At 65.8% G+C, this 25,473-nt stretch carries 23 protein-coding genes and 1 tRNA gene; 2 read left to right on the plus strand and 22 right to left on the minus strand.

The annotated features are described in order from the left end of the window. Window positions 1-89 precede the first annotated feature (89 nt). The 4 genes from FYJ91_RS04235 to hspQ form a co-directional block, all read right to left on the minus strand. The gene (locus tag FYJ91_RS04235; RefSeq protein ID WP_149521000.1) at window positions 90-659 is read right to left on the minus strand and encodes a GNAT family N-acetyltransferase; all 570 of its coding nucleotides are present in this window, start codon (window positions 657-659) and stop codon (window positions 90-92) included. Between the two features lie 217 nt (window positions 660-876). Further along, window positions 877-1,146, minus strand: coding sequence for a 50S ribosomal protein L27 (gene rpmA / locus FYJ91_RS04240; RefSeq protein WP_149521001.1), 270 nt, complete (start codon window positions 1,144-1,146; stop codon window positions 877-879). Between the two features lie 30 nt (window positions 1,147-1,176). Then, a complete protein-coding gene (gene rplU / locus FYJ91_RS04245; protein WP_149521002.1) occupies window positions 1,177-1,473 on the minus strand; it encodes a 50S ribosomal protein L21 in 297 nt (98 codons plus the stop codon). A gap of 143 nt (window positions 1,474-1,616) precedes the next feature. Next, window positions 1,617-1,997 carry a heat shock protein HspQ gene (gene hspQ, locus FYJ91_RS04250; protein WP_425473984.1) on the minus strand — a complete coding sequence of 127 codons (381 nt, stop codon included), beginning with the start codon at window positions 1,995-1,997 and terminating at the stop codon, window positions 1,617-1,619. Between the two features lie 139 nt (window positions 1,998-2,136). On the opposite strand from hspQ, the gene FYJ91_RS04255 reads away from it, so the two are divergent. Beyond that, window positions 2,137-2,226, plus strand: a tRNA-Ser gene (locus FYJ91_RS04255). 24 nt (window positions 2,227-2,250) lie between these two features. Here the strand turns inward: FYJ91_RS04255 and FYJ91_RS04260 are convergent. The 5 genes from FYJ91_RS04260 to FYJ91_RS04280 form a co-directional block, all read right to left on the minus strand. Next, window positions 2,251-3,903: an alkaline phosphatase D family protein gene (locus FYJ91_RS04260; protein ID WP_246152417.1), complete on the minus strand. Its 1,653-nt coding sequence runs from the start codon at window positions 3,901-3,903 to the stop codon at window positions 2,251-2,253. Beyond that, window positions 3,900-6,449, minus strand: coding sequence for a TonB-dependent receptor (locus tag FYJ91_RS04265; protein WP_149521004.1), 2,550 nt, complete (start codon window positions 6,447-6,449; stop codon window positions 3,900-3,902). The genes FYJ91_RS04260 and FYJ91_RS04265 overlap by 4 nt, the downstream gene beginning before the upstream one ends. A 232-nt stretch (window positions 6,450-6,681) precedes the next feature. Beyond that, on the minus strand, window positions 6,682-7,770 hold the full coding sequence (locus tag FYJ91_RS04270; RefSeq protein WP_149521005.1) for an LLM class flavin-dependent oxidoreductase: 1,089 nt from the start codon (window positions 7,768-7,770) through the stop codon (window positions 6,682-6,684). Window positions 7,771-7,786: 16 nt separating this feature from the next. Then, the gene (locus FYJ91_RS04275; RefSeq protein WP_149521006.1) at window positions 7,787-8,851 is read right to left on the minus strand and encodes an LLM class flavin-dependent oxidoreductase; all 1,065 of its coding nucleotides are present in this window, start codon (window positions 8,849-8,851) and stop codon (window positions 7,787-7,789) included. Between the two features lie 124 nt (window positions 8,852-8,975). Next, window positions 8,976-10,442, minus strand: coding sequence for a flavin-containing monooxygenase (locus FYJ91_RS04280; RefSeq protein WP_149521007.1), 1,467 nt, complete (start codon window positions 10,440-10,442; stop codon window positions 8,976-8,978). A 157-nt stretch (window positions 10,443-10,599) separates the two neighbouring features. Between FYJ91_RS04280 and FYJ91_RS04285 the strand changes: the two genes are divergently transcribed. Continuing rightward, complete coding sequence (locus FYJ91_RS04285) at window positions 10,600-11,178, plus strand: hypothetical protein (protein ID WP_149521008.1); 579 nt, start codon at window positions 10,600-10,602, stop codon at window positions 11,176-11,178. Here the strand turns inward: FYJ91_RS04285 and FYJ91_RS04290 are convergent. From FYJ91_RS04290 to FYJ91_RS04350, 13 genes are all read right to left on the minus strand, one after another. Continuing rightward, window positions 11,175-12,401, minus strand: a complete 1,227-nt coding sequence (locus FYJ91_RS04290; protein WP_149521009.1) for an aminotransferase class V-fold PLP-dependent enzyme — start codon at window positions 12,399-12,401, stop codon at window positions 11,175-11,177. The genes FYJ91_RS04285 and FYJ91_RS04290 overlap by 4 nt on opposite strands. Before the next feature lie 54 nt (window positions 12,402-12,455). Continuing rightward, complete coding sequence (locus FYJ91_RS04295) at window positions 12,456-13,328, minus strand: Coq4 family protein (RefSeq protein WP_181008335.1); 873 nt, start codon at window positions 13,326-13,328, stop codon at window positions 12,456-12,458. A 58-nt stretch (window positions 13,329-13,386) separates the two neighbouring features. Beyond that, window positions 13,387-13,707: a hypothetical protein gene (locus FYJ91_RS04300; RefSeq protein ID WP_149521011.1), complete on the minus strand. Its 321-nt coding sequence runs from the start codon at window positions 13,705-13,707 to the stop codon at window positions 13,387-13,389. 94 nt (window positions 13,708-13,801) lie between these two features. Beyond that, window positions 13,802-14,491, minus strand: a complete 690-nt coding sequence (locus FYJ91_RS04305; protein WP_149521012.1) for a response regulator — start codon at window positions 14,489-14,491, stop codon at window positions 13,802-13,804. Beyond that, window positions 14,488-17,145: a sensor histidine kinase gene (locus tag FYJ91_RS04310; RefSeq protein ID WP_149521013.1), complete on the minus strand. Its 2,658-nt coding sequence runs from the start codon at window positions 17,143-17,145 to the stop codon at window positions 14,488-14,490. The genes FYJ91_RS04305 and FYJ91_RS04310 overlap by 4 nt, the downstream gene beginning before the upstream one ends. Beyond that, complete coding sequence (gene kdpC, locus FYJ91_RS04315; protein WP_149521014.1) at window positions 17,142-17,726, minus strand: potassium-transporting ATPase subunit KdpC; 585 nt, start codon at window positions 17,724-17,726, stop codon at window positions 17,142-17,144. Before kdpC ends, FYJ91_RS04310 begins: the two co-directional genes overlap by 4 nt. Window positions 17,727-17,738: 12 nt before the next feature. Next, window positions 17,739-19,769 carry a potassium-transporting ATPase subunit KdpB gene (gene kdpB / locus FYJ91_RS04320; RefSeq protein WP_149521015.1) on the minus strand — a complete coding sequence of 677 codons (2,031 nt, stop codon included), beginning with the start codon at window positions 19,767-19,769 and terminating at the stop codon, window positions 17,739-17,741. A gap of 175 nt (window positions 19,770-19,944) precedes the next feature. Next, a complete protein-coding gene (gene kdpA / locus FYJ91_RS04325) occupies window positions 19,945-21,648 on the minus strand; it encodes a potassium-transporting ATPase subunit KdpA (protein ID WP_149521016.1) in 1,704 nt (567 codons plus the stop codon). 13 nt (window positions 21,649-21,661) lie between these two features. Continuing rightward, on the minus strand, window positions 21,662-21,751 hold the full coding sequence (gene kdpF / locus FYJ91_RS04330) for a K(+)-transporting ATPase subunit F (RefSeq protein WP_149521017.1): 90 nt from the start codon (window positions 21,749-21,751) through the stop codon (window positions 21,662-21,664). Window positions 21,752-22,042: 291 nt separating this feature from the next. Next, entirely contained in the window at window positions 22,043-22,501 is a 459-nt protein-coding gene (locus FYJ91_RS04335) for a MaoC family dehydratase (RefSeq protein ID WP_149521018.1), read from the minus strand. Then, on the minus strand, window positions 22,498-23,280 hold the full coding sequence (locus FYJ91_RS04340; protein ID WP_149521019.1) for an SDR family oxidoreductase: 783 nt from the start codon (window positions 23,278-23,280) through the stop codon (window positions 22,498-22,500). The genes FYJ91_RS04335 and FYJ91_RS04340 overlap by 4 nt, the downstream gene beginning before the upstream one ends. Window positions 23,281-23,292: 12 nt before the next feature. After that, window positions 23,293-24,477, minus strand: a complete 1,185-nt coding sequence (locus tag FYJ91_RS04345; protein ID WP_149521020.1) for an acyl-CoA dehydrogenase family protein — start codon at window positions 24,475-24,477, stop codon at window positions 23,293-23,295. After that, window positions 24,474-25,469 carry an acyl-CoA dehydrogenase family protein gene (locus FYJ91_RS04350; RefSeq protein WP_149521021.1) on the minus strand — a complete coding sequence of 332 codons (996 nt, stop codon included), beginning with the start codon at window positions 25,467-25,469 and terminating at the stop codon, window positions 24,474-24,476. Before FYJ91_RS04350 ends, FYJ91_RS04345 begins: the two co-directional genes overlap by 4 nt. Between the last annotated feature and the right edge of the window lie 4 nt (window positions 25,470-25,473).

The raw sequence follows: 25,473 nt of genomic DNA on the forward strand, positions 1-25,473 counted from the left end.
GCCGCATATTGAGCGGCTTTAGAGGCTTTCGGTGAAAGAGGATAGACCCGAGACTGTCACCGAATTGGCGCGATTACTGGCGACCATTGTCAGGCCGCCAGCGCATCCTCGCGATCATAATGCATTTCACCGTCCTGGGGCGTGCCGCGACTACCGGCCTTGCGCCGATATTCGATGCAGGGCTCCACGCTGCTCCGCGCACGACAGGGCCGCGTAACGGTGCGACCGGTCGGCTCGAAACCGAGCTTGCGTAGCACCCGGCCCGACGCCGGATTGTCGGCGAAATGGCCGGCGACCAGATTGGGCAGACGCAGGCTCGAATCGGCGATGTCGCACACCGCCTGTCCGGCCTCCGTCGCGAAGCCCAGACCCCAATAGGGGCGCGCGATCCAGTAACCCAGTTCGATACCGTCATCGGCCGAATCGAGCGCGATTCCCCCGATCAGCCGCGGCGACGCGCCGGTGCGCGCGAAGATCAAGAAATTGGGCAAAGGCCCATGCTCTGCCGAAACGAACGCTTCGGCATCGGCCTGCCCATAAGGCCATGGTGCGCGGGCGAGCTTGCTGACCACCGCGAAATCGGCGATCGCAGCCGCCAGCGCGGGTGCATCTTCTCTCCATGCAGGCCGCAACAGCAGCCTTTCAGTCCGTGCGAACATCGTGGATTCTCTCCCTCTCGCCGCCCCGAAAACGCCTTTGCTCGCAAAAGGTTACACGAGAGCGACAAAAATTTTCGGCGTTGAAAAACCAAGCCGAAATCAGCTTCGAAGCTGAGGGAAACACGAAAAAGGGGAGCGGTCCTAGACCCTCCCCTTGCAGCCCATCTGAGTGGGTGCTCGGGTCGCCCTCAAGGCGACCCGTATTTCGGATCGCCGGTTATTCGGCCGCCTGGGCCACCGCGTCGACGCTCACATATTTGCGGCCGAGCTTGCCATCGTGGAAACGGACGCGGCCATCGGTGAGCGCGAACAGCGTATGATCCTTGCCCATGCCGACGTTGACCGCCGGATAGACGCGGGTGCCGCGCTGACGAATGATGATGTTGCCGCCGATCACTTCCTGACCGCCGAACTTCTTGACGCCAAGGCGACGGCCGGCCGAATCACGACCGTTACGCGACGAACCGCCTGCTTTCTTATGTGCCATTGTCTAAACTCCTGGGTTCGCTTCGCGGGGTCAGCCGATTGCAGTGATCTTGAGGATCGTGTGCTGCTGGCGGTGGCCGTTGCGGCGGCGATAGTTGTGGCGACGACGCTTCTTGAAGACGATGACCTTGTCGGCCTTCGCCTGCGCGATGATCTCGGCCGAAACGGTCAGGCCCGAAACGTCCTTGAGATCCGAACCCTCGCCAGCGAGAAGCACGTCGCTAAGCGACACGGTCGAGCCCGCGTCACCCGCGATCTTCTCGACGACGATCTTGTCTCCGGCGGCAACGCGATACTGCTTGCCGCCCGTGCGCACGATAGCGAACATGGCCCTCATCACTTCTTCAAAGCTGTTAGCGCGAACGTGATGACCAGGGCCATCTGCCTCCGCGCGGAAAGACCGGCTCCCTATGGGCAGAGCGGCCGATTGTCAACGAAGAGATTCAGCCTTTCCTGCCCGGAAAGGCCGGATCAGTGCCTGTGTTCGCGCCGCAGATTATAGCGCCCATCGGCGAATCCGTCGAACAGGCCCGCAATCGCCGGATGCTCGATCTGTTCGTCGCTGTCGTCGCGCACCAGATTCTGCTGGCTGACATAGGCGACGTAGCTGCCCTCCTCATTCTCCGCAAAGAGATGGTAGAAGGGCTGGTTCTTGGCCGGGCGCATGTCTTCGGGAATCGATTCGTACCATTCCGCGCTGTTGGCAAACACCGGATCGATATCGAACACGACGCCGCGAAACTCGAAGATGCGGTGCTGCACCACGTCGCCGATCGCAAAGCGCGCATGCGAAATGGGCGGAACGGCGATTCCAGCGATGATCGCGCTGTCCGGCGCGGGCGGGGAAGGCAGATTCTTCTCTATCACAAGGGATAATGTAGGGTGGGCGGCGCAACATGCAAGCGTGGGCTTGGCAAGCCCAAACTCTTGGGCTAGAGCGCCGCCTCCATCGACCGGACGGGCCCGCCAGGGGCCCGGTGATGACCTCTGCGGAGAGGTGGCAGAGTGGTCGAATGCGCCGCACTCGAAATGCGGTTTACGGGCAACCGTAACGTGGGTTCGAATCCCACCCTCTCCGCCACATTCCATGCGACAATTCCCGGCCTCAGACCCGTCGTGCAATCCTTTCGCGCGCCGCCGCCGCCACCTCGAAGATTCCGATCGATCTGGCGCTGTAAGGCTTCGCCATGATCGTCGAGACGGCGACATAGTCGGCCGAGGCGCGATCGTGGGTCAGCGTCAGGACGATATAGCCCTTGGCTTTCTGATCGCAGAAGGCGACTTCGGGGCTCGACTGCATCAGCATCTGGCCCAGCGGAAGCTGCGGCAGCATGTCCCCTTGCGACGGGCTGGTGATCGACGAGGTGCCGAACTCAGCCGCGACCAGCCGCCCTTCGGCGTCGTGGAGGTCGTTCACCCAAAAGGCGTGGCTGTCGCCCGACAGCACGATCGGCCGGCTCTGCGCCTTGCGGAAGGAGGCATAGAGCCGTTCGCGCGCGGCGGGATAGCCGTCCCAGGCATCGAGGTTGAACGGCAGGCCCGCCGCGAAGCTCGCCATCGAAACCTCGACCTGTTTGCGAACATAGTCAGGCAGCGTGCCGAGCAGCGGCCCCGCCTGTGCCGCCGGCAGCTTCGGCCCGTTGACGCGGCCCATCACCACCTGGTTGCCGATCACCTGCCACGGCGTGCCTGCCTTGACCGACGCGGTCAGCGTATCGGCAATCCACGTCTGTTGGGGTGCGCCCAGCATCTCCCGTTCGGGCCGCTTGAGCTCGGCAAGGCGTGCAGCGAAGGTTTCGGCGTTGGGCGCACGATCATCGGCATCGACCTGCCGTGAACGCGCGAGCAGCCGGGTCTCGACCATCAACAGGGTCGCGACGTCGCCGAACTGGAAGCTGCGATTGATCGCATCCCACGGCTTGCCGGGAGCCGCATCGCGGATCGGCATCCATTCGAAATAGGCCTGGAGTGCGGCGGCTTTGCGCTTCTTCCACTCACCCTCGGTTTCGCGCTGGTGGTTTTCGGCGCCGCCGGTCCAGCCGTCATTGGCGATTTCGTGATCGTCCCACACGCAGATGAAGGCGGCGCGGGCATGCGCGGCCTGCAGGTCGCGGTCGCCCTTATATTGGGCGTGGCGGGTCCGGTAATCGGCGAGGGTCACGATCTCGTGCGGCGGCTCGTGGTTGCGGCCGAGCTTCTTGCCGGTGCCGCCGCCATAACCATCCGGCCCATATTCGTAGATATAGTCGCCGAGGTGGACGATCGCATCGACCCGATCGAGCTTGCTGACCGCGTCATAAGCGTTGAACAGCCCGCCCGGATAAAGCTGGCAGGTGACGACCGCGAGGACCGTGTCGGCGATCTTGCCCTGCGGCAGCGTGCGGAAGCGGCCGATGGGCGAACGCGTGCCGTCCGCCGCCTCGAACCAGTAGTGGTATTCGGCGCCCGCAGTCAGACCCTTGGCATCGACCTTCGCGGTGAAGTCGCGCGCGGGCCGTGCCTCGACCGTGCCCGATCGGATCGCGGGTCCGTCGGCGCGCTCGGCGACCGTCCATTTGAGGGTGACGGGCGCGTTGTGCGCCGGGTCGGCGGGGGTGGCGCGGGTCCACAGGATCGCGGAGGCCGGCGTCGGATCGCCGCTCGCCACGCCATGATCGAAGGACACTTTCGCCGGGGAGGCCGCGCGCGCCTCCCCGATCGGAAGGGCTGCGCCTGCGCCAAGCAGGCCGAGCGCGGAGCGGCGATCGACGCGGATCATTTCGCGCCGCCGAAGCGATAGGCGACACGGACACCATAGAAGCGCGGCTCGCCCGCGATGAAGGTCGGCAGGCCCAGCGAGTCGCCAGTATTGCCGGCGTCCTTGATATATTTCTTGTCGAAGAGGTTATCGACATAGGCCTCGATCTGCAGGCCGTTGTCGAGTTCGTAGCCGATCCGCGCATTGGCGAGCGCATAGCCCTTCTGCTGCTCATCCTGGATATTGTCGGCGACGAGCGCGCCGGTCGCGACCTGCTGAAGCGCCGGCAGATCGTTATCGTCGTCGAAGAACACCTTCGACTGCCAGGTCAGGCTGGGGGTGAAGGTCACGCGGCCGGGGCCGACGGGCACGCCGACGATCGCGCCGATCGAGGCCGAATGATCGGGGGACAGGCGCAGGCGGTTGCCGTCGCGTACCCCGGTCTTCAGGCGGCTGTGGTTGTAGGCATAGGTCGCGATCAGCGCGACGGTATCGTTGGGCACATAGCGCATGTCGCCTTCGAAGCCGTAGGTCTGGGCACGGCCGGCATTGGTGGTGATGATCTGGGTGCCCTGCTGCACCGTCGTCTGGAAGTTCTTGTACTTGTAATAGAACACCGAGCCGTCGAGGATCAGCTTGCGATCCATGAATGCGCCCTTCGCGCCGACTTCGTAGCTGTCGACCGTCTCGTTCGGCAGGCGCCCGAAGCGGGTCGGGCCGAACGGCGCCGATGGCGACGAGGCCGCCAGCACGCGCGGACGCCGGCCACGCGCATAATTGGCATAGATGCTCGCATCGTCGGTGGGGCTGTACCGCGCGGTCAGGCGCCAGCTCAGGCCATCATCCTTCAGGCTGGCGCTGTCCGTGCCGCCATTGCCCGCAGTCGGCTGCAGACCGAGGCCGATCAGCGGGACCGGATAGGCCACCGAAGGCGGGATCGTCGCCGCGCCAGGCACCGCCAGCGCACCGAGCAGCGCGGTGCGCTGCGCCGCCGGCTGGCCGAGCGCCGCGATGAGCGTGCCGAGGATCGAGCGCCCGTTGAGCACCGCCGAGGTGAAGCTGCTATCCTTGTCGTCGCGCGTCCAGCGCAGGCCGGCGCCGATCTCGAACTGGTCGCTGACCTTGAATGTCGCATCGCCGAAGATGTCGAACGCCTTGGTACGCGCGAAATTTGTGCTGGTTTCGAGATGGTTGGACTTGAGGTTCGCGGCGATCGCGGTCGCCTGCGCCGCCGACAGGGCGACGCCCGAAGCGCCGGCGACGCCGCGCAGAAGCTGCGAGGTGAAGGCGGTGCTGCCGAACAAGGCGGCTGGCGTCGGATCGGTCGCGGCGCGGCCCGGGATCGCGCCGCCGCCGTTGAGCGCACTCGCGAAGCGCCCGAGCACCATCCGCTCGTCAAACTGTGCCGGTCCGCGCTGCGACCCCTTTTCGTGGAAGTAGCTCGCGCCGACGAAGGCCGAGAGGCGATCGTCGTCATAGCGCAGGCGCAGTTCCTGGCTCGTCTGGCGTCCGCGCGCATCTTCGGCGGCGGTCAGCACCGGCAGCGAGATGCCGTCGGCGTCGAAAATCTCGAGCGCGTCGAAGCGGCGATAGGCGCTGATCGAGGTCAAGGTGAAACCGTTGCCCAGCGCAAGGTTCGCGATACCCGTCACGCCCCAGACTTCGCGATCGAGGCCCAGCGGCTTGCCGCCTTCGAAGCCCGCGCCCGGGGCCAGCGCCGCACCGCTGTTGCGCCCCGCCGTGCCGATCACAACGCCGGTGGCGGGATCGGTCGGGCGATAGGCGATCGACTTGAACGACGTGCCGGTCGGCTCGTCCTTCTGATAATTGCCGATCACGTCGAAGGTCAGCCCGCCGGTTTCGGCATGGAAGGCGCCGCGGATCGCCTTGGTGTCGTCCGAATTGAAGTCGCGGTCGCGGTCGAGCAGGTTCTTCACATAGCCGTCCGCCTTGCGGATCCGCCCCGAGACGCGCAGCGCGACGCCCTCACCCAGCGGCGCGTTCGCCATGCCCTCGGCGGTCCAGGCGTTGTAATTGCCGTAGGAGCCGCTGGCATAGGCCGCGAAGCTCTTCGGATCGGCCTTGTTCTGGATCAGGTTGACCGCACCGATCAGCGCGCCGCGCCCGTACAGCGTCGATTGCGGCCCCTTGGCCACCTCGACCCGCTCCATGTCGAACAATTCGACATAGGAGCCGCGCGACTTGGAGATCGAGACACCGTCCTGAAAGACCGAGACGCGCGGCTCGTTATACGCGGTGCCGCTGTCCGACGTGATGCCGCGGATCACGAAGCCGGGATTGTTCGGAGACTGGTTCTGCACGTCGAAGCCAGGGATGAAGCGGCCGACTTCTTCGAATTCGGACAGGCCGAAGCGATCGAGCTCGTTGCCCGTGACCGCGCTGACCGCGACCGGAACGTCGATGCTGTTCTGTTCACGCAGCTGCGCGGTAACGATGATGTCGCCGGCTTCCCCGGTCGCCTCGGCAACGGGCGCCAACTGGGCGAAAGCGGGCGCGGAAAGCGAGGCAAGGCCGGCGGTCGCCAGCCCGAGCAGTGCGGGTCGCATTGGAAAATCCCCTTAGATCAATGTTGACCTATGGGTTAGGCTCCAGCCGTGACGCCTCCGTTGCGGTTCGGCGACCACGGCTGTCACAATTCACCGGCTTCTAATCGAAACGACTATTCGCCATGCGCGCCCGCGCCAGATTGGCGTCGAGCCCCATACTGCCGCCGAGCAGAAGGCAGTCGAGCATCGCCGAGGCTTGTCGCCCGGCCCTCCCGCCCGGCCAACAGCGCCTTTAAGCGACTTCCAGCGCGCCGCCGCCCTTCACCTTGGGCGCAACCTCCTCGGCCAGCGCGCGCAGGCTTTCATGCCAGCCCGACGCCTTGTCGGCATAGTCGCAGCCGAACACCAGCAGGGTGCCGAATCCGCCCGACTGCTCCTGAAACTCCTCGAGCTTCTCGCGCACGGTATTGGGCGAACCGACGATCCAGACATGCTTGGCCATGTAATCGACCGTCATATCGCTGTCGGGCACGTCGGGGTGATGCTTGTACCACTGAAGCAAGCCGAAGCGGCTCGCGACGTTGAGGACATAATCCTTGGCGAACCGGCCGAGATTGCCTTCGGTCGCGAGCTTCATCGCTGCCTCGTCCGTTTCCGCCACCACAACCTCGCGGCACACCCGCCAATCCTCGCGCTTGGGCGTGCGACCGGCGAGCGCCGCGCCCTCCGCATAGGCTTCCCAATGGGTCTTGAGGAAGCCGACGCTGATGTTGAGGCTCATCGGGATGAAGCCCTGCCGGCCCGCCATCTTGAGCGTCTCCGACTTGGCGGTCAGCCCGGAAATGCCGATGGGCGGATAGGGCTTCTGGAACGGCTTTATATGCGCGCCCTTCAGCGGCATTTCGGGCTCGTCGTAACGGCAGTTCCAATATTTGCCCTTATAGTCGAACGGCTCCTCGGCGCCCCAGATCTTGAGGATGATCTCCAGGCTCTCGCGCGTCATATCGCGCACTTTCTCGCCGTCCAGACCGAGCAGCGCCCAGTCGGACGGGACCGATCCCGCCGCGATGCCGAAGTTGAACCGCCCCTGCGCCAGATGGTCGAGCCACGCGATCCGGTTCGCGACCACCGCGGGGTTATGGTAGGGCAGGCATACGCCGCCCGTGCCCAGCCTGATCCGGCTCGTTTCGCGCAACGCCTGTGCGACCAGGATGTCGGGCGCGGGGTTCGGTTCCCAGGGGAGCGTGTGGTGCTCGCCCAGCCAGGCTTCCTCATAGCCCAGTTCGTCGAGCCAGCGCAGGACCTGCAGATCCCATTCCTGGCATTCGTAGGGCGTGCGCTCCGGCGGATGCGCGGGCTGCGCGAACAGGCCGAGTTTCATGGGCTTCCTCTCCCTTTTATGCCGTCGCCAGTTCCGCCGTCCGCTCGCGCAGACGCGGCATCACCTGCTTGCCGAAAATTTCCAACGCCTTACGCACCTTCTTCACCGGCGCCCGCCCCTGCGCGACCTCCATCAGCAGCAGGTCGATCCCCAGATCGTCGCCCACCGCGCGCAGCCGCCGCGTCAGATTGTCGGGATCGCCGAAGAAGACGAGGTCCGCATCGTTCATCGCGGTCATCGCGCTGACATCGGCATTCTGGTAGAAATCGGGCACGGTCGACGTCTTGGCCTGCTTGTCGAGCTGCGCGAAGAATTTGTAGTAGTTCAGCGCATATTCGGCGCCGTCCGCCACCGCCTGATCGCCATCCTCGTCGCAATACATCTGCGTGATCGCGCACAGTTCGCGCGTCGACGGATCGTGGCCGTGATCGACGAGGTTCTGCCGCCACAGCCCGATATTGCGGCGGATCGCGTCGCGATCGGGCATGAACAGGGCCGTGCCGAGGTTGAGCCCCTTCTGCCCCGCCCAGACATAGGAGTCCGGCGTCGTCGAACCCGAGGCATAGACCGCCGGAAACGGCTTCTGCACCGGCTTGGGAAAGCAGTTGTAATTCTCGATCTGGAAATGCTGTCCGTTGAAGTCGATCGGCCCCTGCGACTGCCAGGCCTGCAGGATGAAATCCATCGCCTCGCGATAGCGCGTGTGGCTTTCGGCGACCGGCACGTCGAACCAGTCATATTCCTGCATCAGATAACCGCGCCCGATACCATATTCGAGCCGCCCGCCGCTCAGCACGTCGAGCAGCGCATATTGCTCCGCCAGCATCACCGGATTGTGGAGCGGGACGAGCGAGACGCCAGTGCCCACGCGGATCCGCTTGGTCCGCGCCGCCGCCGCCGTCGCCATGATCGCGGGATTGCCGAACGAATAGGCGCCGCAATGATGCTCGGAAAACCAGACGCTGTCGTAACCGAGCTCTTCGAGCAGATCGACCTGCTCCAGCAACTCGGCCGTATATTGCTCCGCCGTCCCGTGAACGTCGGGATGATAGTCGACGTTGTAGCAGATCCCGAATCGCATCCTCGCCTCCGCCTCTTTTATCTGGGGAGAGTTAGATCATGGCCGGGATGCCGCGTCAACAAAATCGAACCGATCGGTTCGGTTTTATGTTATCCGCCCCCGCCAGGGGGAGGATGAGCCGGAACTACCCCTCCACCACGTCGAACGCGTCGAGCTTGGGCGCCTGCATCTCTTCGATGAAGCGATCATAGGTCCACGGCCAGATCGAGGGGGCGCCGTCGGCACCAAGATACCAGCTTCGGCAGCCGCTCGCGAAGATGGTCTTGCTCGCGGCCTCGGCGCGGGTGCTTTCGTAATCCTCCATCGCCTTGCCGCCCGCGCTGATCTCGCGCGCCTTGCCGGTGCGCAGCATGTCGATCAGCCCCATCAGATAGTCCATCTGCCGTTCGGCGACGTCGATCAGTGAGAAGTTGCCGACCGGCGCGGTCGGGCCGTTGAGCAGGAACAGATTCGGGAAATCGGGGATCGACAGGCCCATATAGGCGATTGGCCGCTCCGCCCACTTCTCCTCCAGATCGACCCCGCCGCGACCGGTGACATGCATCGGTCGCAGGAACATGTCGGCGTGGAATCCGGTCGCGAGCACCAGCACGTCGAGTTCGTGGAGCGTGCCGTCAGCGGTGCGCACGCCCTTCGGCTCGACCCGGTCGATCGCGTCGGTCACAATCTCGACCGTCGGCTTCTGCACCTGCTCGTAATAATTGGGCGAGATCACGATCCGCTTGCAGCCCGCACGATAATTCGGCCGCAGCTTCTCGCGCAGCGCCGGGTCGACGACGTTCTGCTCGAGATTCTGGGCGATATAACCTTCCATCATGTGCATCTCGGGCGAGGATGCATCGCTGATCGCTTGCGACCAAAGGCGGACATTCGCTTCGGACTCCGGGCTGTTGCGGATCGCGAGGATCAGGCTGGGGTCCTTGCGGAAGGCCGCGCGCTGTTCCTCGGTGTAGGGATCGTTGGCGCCCTTGCGCACCCATTGCGCGGTCCGCTGGAACTGCTTCACCACCGCCGATCGATCGGCCAGTGCGGCGACGATCTGCACGCCGGTAGATCCCGTCCCGATCACGCCGACACGCGCACCGTCGAGCGGCACCGAGTGATCCCAGCGCGCGCTGTGGAACGACGCGCCCTCGAAGCTCGAAAGACCCGGAATGTCGGGGGTCGACGGATGATGCAGCACGCCGGTCGCCGCGATCACGACGTCGGCTGTGTCCTTCGTCCCCTTCTTCGTCTCGATCTCCCAACGGCCATCGACGAAGGCGAGCGTGGCGATCTCCTCGCCGAAGCGGATCATCTCCATCACGCCATATTTCTGCGCCGTCCGCTCGAAATAGCCGTAGATTTCGGCGCCATCGGGATATTGGCTCGACCAGTCGGGGTTGAGTTCGAACGAATAGGTATAAGCGTGCGATTGCACATCGCAGGTGAGGCCCGGATAGGTATTCTCGCGCCACGTGCCGCCGACGCGATCGGCCTTTTCATAGACTGTGACGTCGTCGATACCCTCTTGCCGCAGGCGGATCGCCGCCAGGATGCCCGACATTCCCGCGCCGATCACCACGGCGCGCAGCTTCCTCTGATCCGACATCACATCCCTCTCACTGTCTTTGCGAAACAGGATCGGAAAGCCGCCCTGCCCTGTCAACCGATGCGCGTTCGTCTTTTCCCGCCGACAGTTTGTCGAACGCCGATGGCGTGGCGGCGGCCACGCGGGTCATCGGATTCGCCAGAACAGGAGAACCCCAATGAAAATCCGCACCCTCGGCGTCGCAATCCTTGCCCTCGATCTGGCCGTCGGCGCCGCCGCCATCGCCGCCGCAGCCCCGACACCTCCGCTCCCGCCGATCCGCTCCGTGCCGATCGCGCCCAGCGCCCCCAGCCCACTGGAACCGCCTGCGCCGCCGACCCCGCCTGTCGTTGAGCGCGCCGAGATCGGCCGCGAGGCCGCACAAGCCCGTGCCGAGGCAATGCAGGCACGGGCCGAAGCGCGAAGGGCGCGTGCCGAAGCGATGCGGGCGGCCGCCGAGGCACGCCGCGAAGCTATGGAGGCGACCCGCGACATCCCGCAGATCGTCGCCGCCTCACTCGATCGCACGCGGGCCGATATGGCGCGCGATTGCGCGCAGCGGGGCGTGGTGATGCCCAAGACCGCCGACTTTGGCACGCTCGCGACCTGCAGCGAAAACCAGGCCGATATCGTCCGCGCCTCCCTCACCCGCGCTCGCCGCGCATTGTCGTCCGCTTATGGTCTGAGCGACGCCGAGCGCGCCAACGCCCTGCAGGGCATCGACCGCGCCCTCAGCGAGATCGATCACCGGCGTTAACGCAGAAGATCCACAACCGCCTGCATCTCGTCCGCATCATTGTAGAGGTGCGGCGAGAAACGGACGAGCAGCTGCCCGTCCGCCAGCGCCTGCGCTGTCGCGACCTTGCCGTCGCGCCACAGCCGGGCGCGCAACGCGCCGACATCCTGCCCCGGAAAGGCGAAGGTCAGCACCGGCCCCGACAACGCCGGATGGTCACTGCCGACGAACTTCGCCCCCGGCGCCTTCGCCAGCAGATCGCGCATCCGCGTCGCGCCCTGCCGCGCGCCCGCCTCAATCGCCGCCTCGCCCATCCCGTCGAGCAGATCGAGCGTGCGGTCGATCGCGATCAGCTTGGGGTCGTCGCGCTGGCCCAGCACCTCGTATCGCTCCGCCGTCTCCATGTCGCGCGGGCCGTTAAGCCAGTAACCGTGGCTGATCATCGTGGGATTCAGCCGATCCTGCCCTTCGCGCCGGACATAGAGGATCCCACTTTCAAGCGGCCCCATCATCCATTTGTGCGTGCTGGTCGCGTAGCTGTCGACGCCCAGAGCCATCAGGTCGATCGGCATCCAGCCAAAGGTCTGCGCGCCATCGACATGCAGCCACACGCCCTTCGCCCGCGCGACCTGCGCGATCGTGGCGACCGGATAGACGAGGCCGGTGACGTTGGTCATGTGCGACAGGAAGATCGCGCGCGTGCGCGGTGTGATCGCGGCGGCGAAGGCATCGGCCACCACTTGCGGATTGCGCGCCGTGGCCGGGGTCGGCAGCACCTTGATCACCAGCCCCTCGCGCTTCGCGCGCAGCTTCCAGCTGTCGAGGGTCGACTGGTGGTTATGTTCGGTGACGATGATCTCGTCGCCGGGTTTGAGGTCCAGCCCCAGCACCGCGACCGTGTTCGCCTCGCTGGCGTTGCGCAGCAGCGCGATCTCCGCACCGGTCACGTTCAGGCGCTTCGCCAGCCGCGCGCGCAACGCATCGGCCGCGACCGGATATTTCTCCCGATATTCGCGCGACGGATTCGCTTGGAAGGCGCGCAATTCGGCCTCCTGCACCTCGATGACCGCGCGGAAAGCTGGGCCGATATTGGCCGCATTGAAATATCGCACGCCCGGATCGAGCAGCAACTTTTCGCGAAACGAGGATCGCCCCGCCGCCCCCGCGATCGCCGGCACGGCGAGCGACGCCACGACAGCCGATTGAAGAAGGGCGCGGCGGGAAAGCGGGGCTGTTTCGTTCATGGCTTGCCACAATGCCGCAATGCAGCATTTGCGCAAGCCGTCGCGAGCGGCGCGTTACTCCGCCGCCAGCGCCATCATCTCCGGGTCTTCGCGGAAGATCGAGGCTTCGCGGAAGCATTCGATCTCTTCCGCCTCGGGCATACCGAAATGGACGCGCGCCTCGGCCGGGGTCAGGTGGAACACCTCCTCCCAGCGGAAGAACCAGAAAGGCGGCGACTCGCGACCCACGCGGATGCCCTGTTCGAGCAACCGCATCGCCATCGGCCACGTCTCCGGATAGTGGAGCAGCGAGCGCGAGATCATGCGCAGGCCCGCGAACATCGTGTAGGCGGCGAGCCGCGATGCGAGCGCGGGGCTCAGGTGCGTCGCCTCGTTCACCGTGCGGCCGAAAATCACCGGAATTTCGCCCAGCGAGTTGAACTGGCCGCCGGTGATTATGTGTTCGAAATCGTGCGTCTGGCGGCTGCGCACGCGCCAATAATCATAAGCGTTCGACGGATCGAAATTGTTGAGATCGAGGCCGAGCTGAATGTCGAAGCCGCGTTCCTTGATCTGCTTCGAAATGATGCCGCCGACGGTGCCGGGCGCATATTTGTGGAAGTCGTCATTAGTATAGGTGGAGATGAAGCCTTCCTTCAACCAGGCGTCGAACGCCGGGTTGATCTTGCGCTCCTCCTCCATCAGCGCCGCTGTCTCGTGCGCCGGATTGACCTGCGCCATCGCGGTCGAAAGGCCCAAAGTGTGATCGGCCTCCACCGGGAAATCGGGGCCATTCTTGCGCAGCAGCCACGTCGCGATGATGTCGCGGATCTGGGGGTTGTTGAGGTAGCGCGAGCTGCTGATCAACAGGCTGCTGTCGGTCGTCTCGCGCTTCACGCCCGCGCCCAGATAGGAATCAAGGATCTTGCGGTCGGCTTCGGCCTTCATCGGACTCTCCATCGCTTTTGACGCGATCATATCATCATCCGAAAGCCGCTGGAATGCATTATAGCGCCGAACCTCCTGTTCGGGACGCCAGCCTGCCCGGATTGGCGGACGGCGGATCGCGATCGGACGTCGACGCCCAGCGGCTGGATATCCGCACGCGATCGAAGATGTGGATGCCCAGGATCAGCAGCATCGCCCCTGTGCTGAGCGCCAGAAAGCCGATCGCCGCCATCAGATATTCCTGCACGCCCGGATGCAGGGGGCCGACTTCTTCGAGCGCCTCAGCCCGCCCGATCGCCAGCACCCCGATCGTCACCAGCGCCGCACCACCGATCCTGATGCCCAGATCGCGGATGATCCCGTTCGTATTGATCGACATCGCGCACTCCACCGTTGCGCAGGTCGATCTATGCCGGGCGCCATAGGCTTTCGAGCCGGCGGGGCGCGAGTTTGCGTAGAGTTTTCGTAGCTTTTTAGCCGTCGGTGATCAGCCGGTATCCGACCCCCAGTTCGTTGACGATCAGGCTGGGCCGCGCCGGATCGAGCTCCAGCTTCTGGCGCAGGTTGCGCACGACGATGCGGAGGTAATCGATCCGCCGGTCATATTCGCGCGGCCAGGCGGCCTCCAGCGCGCGCTGGTGCGTGACGACGCGGCCGGGGCTGGCGGCTAGGATGCGCAGCACCTCATATTCCTTGCGCGTCAGGTGGATCTCCTCGTCCCCGCGCATGATCCGCCGGTCGGCCAGGTCGATGACCAGATCGCCCGCGCGCACCACCGGCATCGCGCCTTCCGCCTGCAACCGGTGGCGCAGCGAGACGCGCAGCCGCGCCAGCACCTCCTCGCTGTCGAAGGGCTTGGTGACATAATCGTCGGCGCCCAGATCGAGCGCCGCCACCTTCTGGTCGGTCGAGTCGCGCGCCGACAGGACCAGGATCGGCGCAGGCGACGCCTTCTTGAGAAGCTGCACGATCTCCAGCCCGTCGCGATCGGGCAGGCCGAGGTCGAGCAGCACCGCATCGGGCTTGTGCTCAGCCGCCAGCGCGAGCGCCTCCTTCGCACTCGTCGCCTCGATCGGCTCGTAGCCGCCGCGCGTCAGCGTGCTGTGGAGCAGCCGCCGGATGTGGAGATCGTCGTCGACGACAAGGACGCGCTGGCCGCTCATAGGTCAGCCTCCTTTACCAGCAGCCGTTCGGGGAAGCGAAGGCTGAACCGCGCGCCGACCAGGCCATCGCCGCGATTGCCGGCCTCGACCGCGATTCCCATCGCCTCGGCAAAGCCCTTCACGATCGCCAGGCCGAGACCCGTGCCGCCGACCTGCCGGTCCGATCCCTCCAGTCGCCGAAACGTCTCGAACACTTCCTTCTCGCGCCCTGCAGGCAGGCCCGGCCCTTCGTCCATCACCGACAGGGTGAGCGCATCGTGGCTGCGCTCGGCGCGGATCGTGATCGGCGTGCCCGGATCGCCATAGCGCCCGGCATTGTCGAGCAGGTTGAGCAGGCAGTGGTGGAACAGCTGCGGATCGACATTGACCAGTGGCAGGCTGGGCAACACATCGAGCTGGATCGCCCGGCCCTCCAGCGCACGGCGTGCATCATGGACCGCGCCGCCGACCGCGTCGGTCAGGTCGACAGGTTCCAGATTGAGCCGTAGCGCCCCCGCCTCGACCCGCGCCATATCGAGCAGGTTCGCGACGAAGCGGTTGAGGCGCTGCGCCTCGCTTTCGATCGTGTCGAGCAGAGGATCGTCGATCCGCCGCCGCAATTCGGCCGCCGCCGCCAGCACCGACGTCAACGGCGTGCGCAGATCGTGGCTGACCGAGGAGAGCAAGGCCGCGCGCAGTCGATCGCGCTCGCGCACCGCATCGACATCGCGCATCTCGACTTCCAGCCGCAGCCGTTCGAGCGTCAGCGAGGTCTGGTCGAGCAGGCTCCCCAGCAAGGCGAGCTGATCCGATCGCACCGGATCGCGGCCGTCGTCGCGCGCGACGCCCAGCACCGCCAGCACGCGATCCCCCGCCCTGAGCGGCTGGAACTGCCAGTCGGACGCGGTCAGCGTGCCGGTGCCGCGTCCGGCGGGCTGCCCCGTATCCCACACCCACTGCGCCGCGGCGATTTCCATCGTCTCCAGCGGCGGATCGGCGAGGCTCGCGGCCATCACCGACAGGCCGGTCGCCCCTTGCTCAAGGATCACGACCTTCACCCCCAGCAGCCCGGCAATCTCCGCGCAGGCCGCCTTCGCAACTTCATGCGCGTCGGCCAGCGCGGTCAACTGGCGCAGATAGCTGGCGAGCGCGGCGTTGGTCCGCGCGCTGCCCGCCGCCAGATCCGCCTGCGCGCGCACCCGCGACGTGAGCTGGCTGGTGACGAAGGCGACCCCCAGCAGCACGATGATCGAAATGACGTTTTCGGGATTGCTGACGGTCAGCGTCCCCGTCGGCGGCAGGAAGACGAAATTGTAGGCCAGACTCGACACCAGCCCCGCGAAGAGGCCGGTCCGCAGGCCGAACAGGCTCGCCGCCGCCATCACCGGCAGCAGGTAGAGCAACGCCACATTGCCCAGGTCGAGGATGTGGAACAGCCCGGACGCGACGGCGGTGACGCCCGCGACCATCAGCGCGCTCCAGCCATAGCCCGCGCGCGTTCCCCACGCCCCCGTCGCCTTGCGCCGACCCGTCGGCGTCGCCGGCCCGGCGGCGGTGGCGAGAACGTGGACGGCGATGCCCGGCGTTTCGCGCACCAGCCGGTCGACCACCGATCCGTGGCGCAGTTCGAACCAGCGCGATCTTTGCGACTTGCCGACCACGATCTGCGTCGCGCGGGCATCGACCGCGTAGCTTTTCAGCCCCTCGACCACCGACACGGCGGGCACCGTCGCCACGACTGCGCCCAGGCTCGACGCCATCGCGAGCGCATCGGCGACACGCTTCATCTCGGCCTCGCCCAGCCCCTGCGTGCGCGGGGTTTCAACGTGGATCGCGGTCCACGGCGCGTGGGCGGCGTCGGCCAGGCGCTTGGCCGCACGGACCAGCTCGATCGACGAGGGCAGTTCGCTCACCGCGACCAATATGCGCTCGCTGCCGGCCCAGGTGCCGCCGACCGCATGTTCGCGTAAGTGATCGAGCATCTGCGCGTCGACCGCCTGCGCCGCACGCCGCAGCGCCAGCTCACGCAACGCCGACAGGTTGGTCTTGGAGAAGAAGTGCGACAGTGCCCGCGTCGCCTCCTGCGGCAGATAGACCTTCCCGTCCTTCAGCCGTTCGATCAGCTCGTCGGGGGGAATGTCGACCACCTCGATCTCGGCGGCTTCCAGCACGCGATCGGGCACCGTCTCGCGCACCCGCACCCGCGTGAAGGACGCGACGACATCGTTGAGGCTTTCGACATGCTGGATATTGATCGTCGAATAGACGTCGATCCCCGCCTCCAGCAGCTCCTCGACATCCTGATAGCGTTTAGGGTGCCGGCTGCCCGGCGCGTTGGTGTGCGCCAGTTCGTCGACCAGGGCGAGTTCGGGGCGCCGTTCGAGCAAGGCGTCGAGGTCCATCTCGGTCAGGACGTGGTTGGCATGATCGAGCGCGCGGCGGGGCAGGATTTCCAATCCGCGCGTCAGCGCCTCGGTCTCGACGCGGCCATGCGTCTCGACCACGCCGACAACGATGTCGACGCCGGCGCGTTTCCGCGCGGCGCCTTCGGACAGCATCTCGTAGGTCTTGCCTACGCCGGGTGCCGCCCCGAGAAAGATCTTGAGCCGCCCCCGGCCCTCCTGCGCAGCGGCGCGGAGGAAGGCTTCGGGGGCGGGGCGGTCTCGATCGGTCAAGGTGCTCCGATCTTGTCGAGCGCGCGGTTGAGCGCAAGCAGGTTCACATGCGGCGCGCCGAGAAAGCCGAGCATCGGCCGTTCGACATGCGCTGCGACCAGCGCCTGAACCCTGGCCGCCGGAATGCCGCGCAGGCGCGCCACCCGGTCGACCTGATAGAAAGCCGCCTCGGGGCTGATGTCAGGATCGAGTCCCGAGGCGGAGGTTGTCACCAGATCGGGAGGAACAGGGCGATCCGGTGTCGTAGCTTGCAACTTCGCCACGTCACCCTTCACCCGATCGATCAGCACCTGGCTCGTCGGGCCCAGATTGGAGCCCGAGGAGGAAAGGCCGTCATACCCCTTGCCGGCAGCGGACGGCCGGCTCTGGAAATAATGTTCGGAGGTAAAAGCCTGCCCGATCACGGTCGAACCGATCACCGCGCCCTTGCCGTCGCGGACAAGGCTGCCATTCGCCTGTGAAGGGAAGATCGCCTGTCCGATGCCGGTCATCGCCAACGGATAAAGGATTCCGAGGAGGAGCGCGAACAGGATCGTCATGACGATCGCAGGCCGCAGCGAAGTCGAGATATCATTGCCCATGAGATTCAGTCCTCAGGCGAGACCGATGCCGGTGACGGCAAGGTCGATGATCTTGATGCCCACGAACGGGGCGATGAGGCCGCCCAGCCCGTAGATGGCGAGGTTGCGCGCGAGCAGCGGACCGGCGGCCATCGGCCGGTAGGTCACGCCCTTGAGCGCGAGCGGGACGAGCAGCGGGATGATCAGCGCGTTGAAGATGATCGCGCTCAGGATCGCACTTTCCGGGCTGGACAGCCCCATCACGTTGAGCACACCAAGCCCCGGATAGAGCGCGACGAACATCGCCGGGATGATCGCGAAATATTTGGCGACGTCGTTCGCGACCGAGAAGGTCGTCAGCGCGCCGCGCGTCATCAGCAGTTGCTTGCCCAGGCCCACGACCTCGATCAGCTTGGTCGGATCGCTGTCGAGATCGACCATGTTGCCCGCCTCGCGCGCCGCCTGCGTGCCCGTGTTCATCGCGACGCCGACATCGGCCTGAGCCAGTGCGGGCGCATCGTTGGTGCCATCGCCGCACATCGCGACCAGACGCCCGCCCTCCTGCTCCTTGCGGATCAGCGCCAATTTGTCCTCGGGCGTCGCCTGGGCGAGAAAGTCGTCAACCCCCGCTTCGGCCGCGATGGTGGCGGCGGTAAGCGGGTTGTCGCCGGTGATCATCACCGTGCGAATGCCCATCGCCCGCAGCTCGCCGAAGCGTTCGCGGATGCCGGCCTTCACCACATCCTTCAGGAAGATCGCACCGAGCAGCTTGCCGTCCTGCGCGACCGCCAGAGGGGTGCCGCCCGCGCGCGCGATCTCATCAGTGATGCGGCGCAATTCGGTCGCCGCCGCAGTGCCGCCGAGGCCGGGATTGGCCTTCAGCACCGAATCCACGGCACCCTTCTGGATCAACGTCTCGCCGATCTTCACGCCCGAGATGCGGGTTTGGGCGGTGAAGGCGATGATCTCCGCGCCTTCGGGCAGGCCGCCCGCCGACACGCGAAACTTCTCGCGCGCCAGCAACACGATCGATCGGCCCTCGGGCGTCTCGTCGGCAAGGCTGGCGAGCAGAGCGGCATTGGCGAGATCGTCGGGCGCGGTGCCGCCGACGGTGCGGAACTCGCTCGCCTGCCGGTCGCCGATCGTGATCGTGCCGGTCTTGTCGAGCAGCAGCACGTCGACATCGCCCGCCGCCTCGACCGCGCGGCCCGATTTGGCGAGGATGTTGAAACGGACGAGCCGGTCCATCCCCGCAATGCCGATCGCCGACAGGAGGGCCGCGATGGTCGTCGGGATCAGCGTGATCAGCAAAGCCGCGAGGATCGCGACAGGCACGCTGCCCCCCGCATAGCTCGCAAAGCCCGGTATCGTGCCGACCGCGATCAGGAAGATGATCGTGAGACCCACGAGCAGGATCGTCAGCGCGATCTCGTTCGGGGTCTTCTGCCGTTCGGCGCCTTCGACGAGCGCGATCATGCGATCGAGGAAGCCCTGCCCCGGATCGACGGTGACGCGCACCTTGATCTGGTCCGAAATCACCCGCGTGCCGGCGGTGACCGCTGAACGGTCGCCCCCCGCCTCGCGGATCACCGGCGCGCTTTCGCCGGTGATCGCGGCTTCGTTGACCGATGCGACACCCTCGACCACCTCGCCATCAGCGGGGATCAGATCATTCGTCTCGACCAGGACGATGTCACCGGCGCGCAGCGCGCTTGCGGGCACATCCTCGGTCTTGCCGTTCTTCAGGCGCTTGGCGGTCAGTTCGGCCTTGGTGGCGCGCAAGGACGCCGCCTGCGCCTTGCCGCGCCCCTCGGCCAGCGCCTCGGCGAAGGTGCCGAACAGAACGGTGAGCCACAGCCAGATGACGAGCTGGAGCTTGAAGCCCGCGCCCAGGGTGTCGCTCCCGACCAGAAGCAGGACGGTGAGCAGCATCGCCACGACGGCTGTCGCGAACATCACCGGGTTGCGGATAAGCTCGCGTGGATCGAGCTTGCGGAAAGCGTCGCCAATCGCCGGCACGATCAGATCGGCCGTGAAAAGGGATTTGGTAGCGGTGCGGCTCATCGTGGAACCTCGAAAAAGAGAAAACCGATCATCATCCTCCCCCGCCAGGGGGAGGTGTCAGCGCAGCTGACGGAGGGGGAGGAAGCACCGCGTCCGACGGCTGGTCGCTGACCTCCCCCTCCGTCGCCTTCGGCGCCACCTCCCCCTGGCGGGGTAGGATTTTGGAGGGCGCGCATCAGAACAACTGCCCCTTCACCATCGCGAGATGATCGGCGATGGGGCCGAGCGCGAGGCTCGGCAGGAAGGTGAGGCCACCCAGCACCAGCACGATGCCGACGAGCAGGCCGACCCACAGACCACCGGTCGTCGGGAAGGAACCGGCGCTTTCCGGCGTGTGCTTCTTGGCCGCGAGGCTCCCCGCAATCGCCAGCATCGGCACGATGATGAAGAAGCGACCGATCCACATCGCCACGCCCAGCATGCCGTTATAATAAGGCGTGTTGGCGGTGAGGCCGGCAAAGGCCGACCCGTTGTTCGCGACCGCGCTGGTGAAGGCGTAGAGAATCTCCGAGAAGCCGTGCGGCCCCTTGTTGAGCGGACCCGCCAGCCCCTGTTCCAGCACCGACGAGAGCGCGGTGAAGCCGAGGATGATCAGCGGCAGCACCGCAATCGCCAGCACCGCGAGCTTCACCTCTCGCGCCTCGATCTTCTTGCCGACATATTCGGGCGTGCGGCCCACCATCAGCCCCGCGACGAACACCGCGAGGATCGCGAACAGCAGGAAGCCGTAGATGCCGGCGCCGACGCCGCCGATCACGACTTCGCCCAGTTGCATGTTGAACAGCGGGATCATGCCGCCCAACGCCGTGAAGCTGTCATGCATCGCATTGACCGCACCACACGAGGCCGCCGTGGTGATGACCGAGAACAAAGCGGACGCGGCGATCCCGAAGCGGACCTCCTTGCCCTCCATATTCCCGCCCGCGACACCCAGACCGTGCAGCACCGGATTGCCCGCCGCTTCCTGCCAATAGGTGATGGTCACGCCCGCGAGGAACAGGATCAGCATCGCGCTGAGGATCGCCCACCCCTGCCGCGTGTTGCCCACGGCCTTGCCGAAGGTCCACGTCAGGCCGAAGCCGATCACGAAGATCGACAGCATCTGGACGAAATTGGTCAGCGCGTTCGGATTTTCGAACGGATGCGCCGAATTGGCGTTGAAGAAGCCGCCACCATTGGTGCCGAGCATCTTGATCGCTTCCTGGCTCGCCACCGGGCCGAGCAGCAGCGACTGCTTGACGCCTTCCAGCGTCGAGACGTCGACCACGCCCGCCAAGGTCTGCGGCACGCCGCTCGCTATGTAGAAAAGGGTGATGATGATGCAGAGCGGCAGCAGCAGATAGAGCGTCACCCGCGTCACATCGGCCCAGAAGTTGCCGATCGTCTTGGCGGAGCGCCGCGCGAAACCGCGAAACAGTGCAAAGGCCAGCGCGATGCCCGTCGCCGCGGACAGGAAGTTGTGGATCGTCAGCCCCAGCATCTGGCTGAGGTTCGACATCGTCGATTCCCCGCCATAGCTCTGCCAGTTGGTGTTGGTGGTGAAGCTGATCGCGGTGTTGAAAGCGAGGTGATCGCCGAGCGCCGCCAGCCCTTGCGGATTGACCGGCAATATCGCCTGCAGCCGCAACACCGCATAAGTGAAGACCATCAGCGCGGCGTTGAAGATCAGCATGTGCACCGCGTAACGGCGCCAGCTCTGCTCCTCTGCGGGGTCGATCCCCGACAATTTGTAGAAGCCGCGCTCGACGGGGCCGAATATGGTGTGGAGCGGTGTGCGACGCCCTTCGTAGAGCGCGAACAGCCACATTCCCACGGGCTTGGTCAGCAGCAGCAGGATCGCGACGAAGACGGCGATCAGCGTCCATCCGGTGATGGTCATCGGTCCACCTCCGTCAGAATCGTTCGGGGCGGACGAGCGCCGCCACGAGATATAGGAGGAGACCGATCGCGGTGATCGCGGCGAGCCAGAGGTCGAGTGTCATGGCGCGTTCCCCTCACGCCATGTCGCACAGCCGGGCATAAGCGAGCGTGACGCCCACCAGCCCGAGCAACAGCGCGACCCAAAACAGATCCTGCATGTGAAAGCCCTCATGTTGAGGGCAGCCGATTAGGCGTGTGCGGCGTTGCTTAGCGAGGTCGAGGACCAGCGCGCCGCATAGTATTTGCGTATGTTTTTCTTCTCATCGTCACCCCCGCGAAGGCGGGGGCCTATCCAGACCCTTCGCGAGTAACGACAGTGGATGGGTCCCCGCCTTCGCGGGGATGACGGTAGGTTACGGAAAGAACCGGCTGATCGTATCGACCACGCAGGCCGGCTTCGCCTCACCGTCGATCTCGACAGTCACGCGCACGACGACCTGATAGCCGCCCTTCGCCTCTTCGGCCGACACGATCTCGCCGACGCCGCGGATGCGGCTCCCCACCTTCACCGGGGTCAGGAAGCGCAGCTTGTCGGTACCGACGTTGATCCCCATCGACGCGCCCTGCACCTCGATCAGTTCGGGCAGGAAGCGGTTGACGAGGCTCATCGTCAGATAGCCGTGCGCGATCGTCGCGCCGAACGGCCCGTCCTTGGCCTTCACCGGATCGACGTGGATCCACTGATGATCGTCGGTCGCCTGTGCGAACTGGTCGATGCGATCCTGCTCGATCGTCACCCACTCGCTCGGCCCCAGCGTCTCCCCCGCGCTGCCGATCAAAGCGGCTGGCGTTTCGAAGATGCGCGCGCTCATGCGTGCTGGCTCGAAACGGCGACGACTTCGCCGGTCATGTAGGACGACAGGTCGGATGCGAGGAACAGCATGACGTTGGCAACCTCCCACGGCTCGGCATAGCGGCCCAGCGCCTCACGCGCCTCCAGTTCTTCCAGCAGCCCCGGCGGCGTGACCTTGCTCAGCGCCGCGTGCATCGCGAAGCTCGGCGATACCGCGTTGATCCGCACGCCATGTTCGGCGGCTTCCATCGCGGAGCAGCGGGTGAAGGCCATCACGCCCGCCTTGGCAGCCGCATAATGCGACTGCAACGTCTGCGCGCGCCAGCCGAGGACCGAGGCGTTGTTGACGATCACGCCCGCCTTGCGTTCGTACAGGTGCGGCAGGATCGCGCGGGTCATGCGGAACACGCTGTTGAGCGTGACGTCGATCACCTTGAACCACTGATCGTCGGTCATATCGACGATCGCGGCATTGCCGCCCAGGCCAGCATTGTTCACCAGCACGTCGATGTGGCCCAGCTTTTCTATAGCGGTCGCTATCAAAGCCTGGACCTGCTCCTCATTGGTCACGTCGCAGGTCAGCACATGCGGGCGCGGCGCGCCGGCTTCGGCAATCGCATCGGCGGTCTCGTTCAGCCGGCGTTCGTGCGTGTCGGACAGGAACAGGATCGCCCCCTCCTCCGCCGCGCGCCGCGCCAGTGCGCCGCCGATGCCGCTGCCCGCCGCGGCGGTGATCAGCATGGTCTTGCCCTTCACGAGACCGGTCGGGGTCGGATAAGGCGGGGGGACGTTCTTCACAGGTCAAATCCCTTATTTGGCGCGGGTTCGGGCTTCGCGCGGCAGGCCGAGCGCGCGCTCGGCGATGATGTTGCGCTGGATCTCGTTGGTGCCGCCGTAAATCGTGTCGGCCCGCGAATAGAGAAACAGGTGCGGCAGGCGCGAAAAGGCATATTCGCCGTGCGCGTCGCTGATCTCGCCCGCCTGCCCCAGCACCTCCATCGCCAGTTCGCCGAGCGACTGGCGCCAGTTCGCCCACTGGATCTTGTAGGTGAAGGCCGCCGGGTTGCTGCCGCCATCGGCCGAGGCCGTCAGCATGCGCAGCGCGCCGTAGCGCATCAGCCTGAGGCCGATCTCCGCCTGCGCGATCTTCTGCCGGATCACCGGATCGCCCGCCGAGCCGTTGGCGCGCGCGGCTTCGATCAGGTCGTCGAGTTCATTCCGAAAACCCATCTGCTGGCCGAGCGTGGACACCCCGCGCTCGAACCCCAGCAACGCCATCGCGACGCCCCAGCCCTGCCCCGGCTCGCCGAGGATGTTGGCGGCATCGGTGCGTGCGGCGTCGAAGAAGGTTTCGTTGAACTCGGACTCGCCCGTCATCTGGACGATGTTGCGGACGGTGACGCCATCCTGATCCATCGGCACGAGCAGGAAGGACAGGCCCTTCGATCCCACGCTCTCCGGATCGGTGCGCGCGATAACGAAAATCCAGTCGCAGAATTGCGCGAGGCTGGTCCAGACCTTCTGGCCCTCGATCACCCAATCGCCGCCCTCGCGCCACGCCTTGGTGCGCACGCCGCCCAGGTCCGATCCCGCGCCCGGCTCCGAATAGCCCTGGCACCAGATATGGTCGCCATTGGCGATGGCGGGCAGGAAACGCGCCTTCTGTTCGTCGCTGCCATAAGCGAGGATGGTCGGGCCGATCAGCTCGATGCCCAGATGATTGAGCCGGGGCGGCCCGCCCGCGCGCGCATATTCCTCGGCGAAGATCACCTGTTGCGCCAGCGTCGCGTCACGCCCGCCATATTGCGCCGGCCAGCCGATGCAGCTCCAGCGCGAGGCCGCGAGATATTTTTCCCATTCGCGCCGCCGCTCGGGCATTTCGACCAGGCTTGTGACACCACGCACGTCGGCGAACGGGCCAGACAACGCCGCCGTGAGCCAAGTCGCCGCCTCGACGCGAAAAGCCTCCTCGGCTTCGGTGAACCCTAGTTTCATGCCGCGATCGCCCCCAACCCGATGATCTGCGCAATGGCTTCGCGATGCTGCGCCGAGGAACCGAACAGGGTCCGGTCGGCCTGCGCGCGCTTGAAGAACAGGTGCGCGTCATGCTCCCAGGTGAAGCCGATCCCGCCGTGCAGCTGGATCATCGCCCCCGCGCAGGTCGCATAGGCATCGGCCGCGAACGCCTTGGCCGAATGGAGCGCGAGTTCGGCATCTTCCGCGCCCTCGTCCACCGCGCACGCCGCCCAATAGACCGCGGATCGCGCCTGTTCGATCTCGACCATCATGTCGGCCAGCCGATGCTTGATCGCCTGAAAGCCGCCGATCGTCTGCCCGAACTGCTGGCGCTCCTTGACGTATTCCACCGTGCGATCGAGGCACGCCTGCGCGCCGCCCAGCGCGTCCGCCGCCACCGCAATCCAGCCCGTATGTTTTGCGGCATCCAACGCCTTCGCCGAGAGCGTCGCGATCGGCGCCCAGGTCAACGTCACCTGCGCGAGCGGCCGGGTCTGATCCATCGTCGTGCCCGCGACCACATCGACCGCATCGCGATCGGCCACCACAAGCCCGCCATCCTGCTCGATCAGGAACAGGTCGGCGATCGTGCCATGCGGTGCGAGTCCGCCCGCCAGCGCCAAAGTCGCCACCTGCCCGCCCAGCACGCGCTCGATCAGGTCGGCGCGGCCATCGGCGTGGAGCGCGCTCAGCGCCGCCTGGGTCGCGATCAACGGCACCGCCGCCACCTGCCGTCCCGCCGCCTCGGCGATGATCGCCAGCTCGACCATGCCGAGTTCGGACCCGCCGACATCACCCGGCATATGCACGCCGACGAAGCCGGTGCCCGACAGGCTATCCCACAAAGCCACGTCGCGCCCGCTGCCGTCGGCCATCGCCGCGCGGGTGCGCTCGCTCGTCGCCTCGCCCACGAACAGATCCGTGGCCGTTTCGGCGATCATCGCCTGTTCGTCGGTGAAGGCGAAGCGCATGACG

Origin of the sequence: Sphingomonas montanisoli (assembly GCF_008274695.1) — a bacterium.
Classification (GTDB): Bacteria; Pseudomonadota; Alphaproteobacteria; order Sphingomonadales; family Sphingomonadaceae; genus Rhizorhabdus; species Rhizorhabdus montanisoli.

What these genes read in the sequence shown, in the direction of transcription:
- FYJ91_RS04345 (WP_149521020.1), bottom strand. Translation starts at nt 24,477, where the DNA reads ATGAAACTAGGGTTCACCGAAGCCGAGGAGGCTTTTCGCGTCGAGGCG.
- kdpF (WP_149521017.1), bottom strand. Translation starts at nt 21,751, where the DNA reads ATGACACTCGACCTCTGGCTCGCCGCGATCACCGCGATCGGTCTCCTC.
- FYJ91_RS04305 (WP_149521012.1), bottom strand. Translation starts at nt 14,491, where the DNA reads ATGAGCGGCCAGCGCGTCCTTGTCGTCGACGACGATCTCCACATCCGG.
- FYJ91_RS04270 (WP_149521005.1), bottom strand. Translation starts at nt 7,770, where the DNA reads ATGAAACTCGGCCTGTTCGCGCAGCCCGCGCATCCGCCGGAGCGCACG.
- kdpA (WP_149521016.1), bottom strand. Translation starts at nt 21,648, where the DNA reads ATGACCATCACCGGATGGACGCTGATCGCCGTCTTCGTCGCGATCCTG.
- FYJ91_RS04260 (WP_246152417.1), bottom strand. Translation starts at nt 3,903, where the DNA reads ATGATCCGCGTCGATCGCCGCTCCGCGCTCGGCCTGCTTGGCGCAGGC.
- FYJ91_RS04285 (WP_149521008.1), top strand. Translation starts at nt 10,600, where the DNA reads ATGAAAATCCGCACCCTCGGCGTCGCAATCCTTGCCCTCGATCTGGCC.
- FYJ91_RS04235 (WP_149521000.1), bottom strand. Translation starts at nt 659, where the DNA reads ATGTTCGCACGGACTGAAAGGCTGCTGTTGCGGCCTGCATGGAGAGAA.
- FYJ91_RS04290 (WP_149521009.1), bottom strand. Translation starts at nt 12,401, where the DNA reads ATGAACGAAACAGCCCCGCTTTCCCGCCGCGCCCTTCTTCAATCGGCT.
- FYJ91_RS04280 (WP_149521007.1), bottom strand. Translation starts at nt 10,442, where the DNA reads ATGTCGGATCAGAGGAAGCTGCGCGCCGTGGTGATCGGCGCGGGAATG.
- kdpC (WP_149521014.1), bottom strand. Translation starts at nt 17,726, where the DNA reads ATGGGCAATGATATCTCGACTTCGCTGCGGCCTGCGATCGTCATGACG.
- FYJ91_RS04300 (WP_149521011.1), bottom strand. Translation starts at nt 13,707, where the DNA reads ATGTCGATCAATACGAACGGGATCATCCGCGATCTGGGCATCAGGATC.
- FYJ91_RS04295 (WP_181008335.1), bottom strand. Translation starts at nt 13,328, where the DNA reads ATGAAGGCCGAAGCCGACCGCAAGATCCTTGATTCCTATCTGGGCGCG.
- FYJ91_RS04350 (WP_149521021.1), bottom strand. Translation starts at nt 25,469, where the DNA reads ATGCGCTTCGCCTTCACCGACGAACAGGCGATGATCGCCGAAACGGCC.
- kdpB (WP_149521015.1), bottom strand. Translation starts at nt 19,769, where the DNA reads ATGAGCCGCACCGCTACCAAATCCCTTTTCACGGCCGATCTGATCGTG.
- FYJ91_RS04335 (WP_149521018.1), bottom strand. Translation starts at nt 22,501, where the DNA reads ATGAGCGCGCGCATCTTCGAAACGCCAGCCGCTTTGATCGGCAGCGCG.
- rplU (WP_149521002.1), bottom strand. Translation starts at nt 1,473, where the DNA reads ATGTTCGCTATCGTGCGCACGGGCGGCAAGCAGTATCGCGTTGCCGCC.
- FYJ91_RS04265 (WP_149521004.1), bottom strand. Translation starts at nt 6,449, where the DNA reads ATGCGACCCGCACTGCTCGGGCTGGCGACCGCCGGCCTTGCCTCGCTT.
- rpmA (WP_149521001.1), bottom strand. Translation starts at nt 1,146, where the DNA reads ATGGCACATAAGAAAGCAGGCGGTTCGTCGCGTAACGGTCGTGATTCG.
- FYJ91_RS04275 (WP_149521006.1), bottom strand. Translation starts at nt 8,851, where the DNA reads ATGCGATTCGGGATCTGCTACAACGTCGACTATCATCCCGACGTTCAC.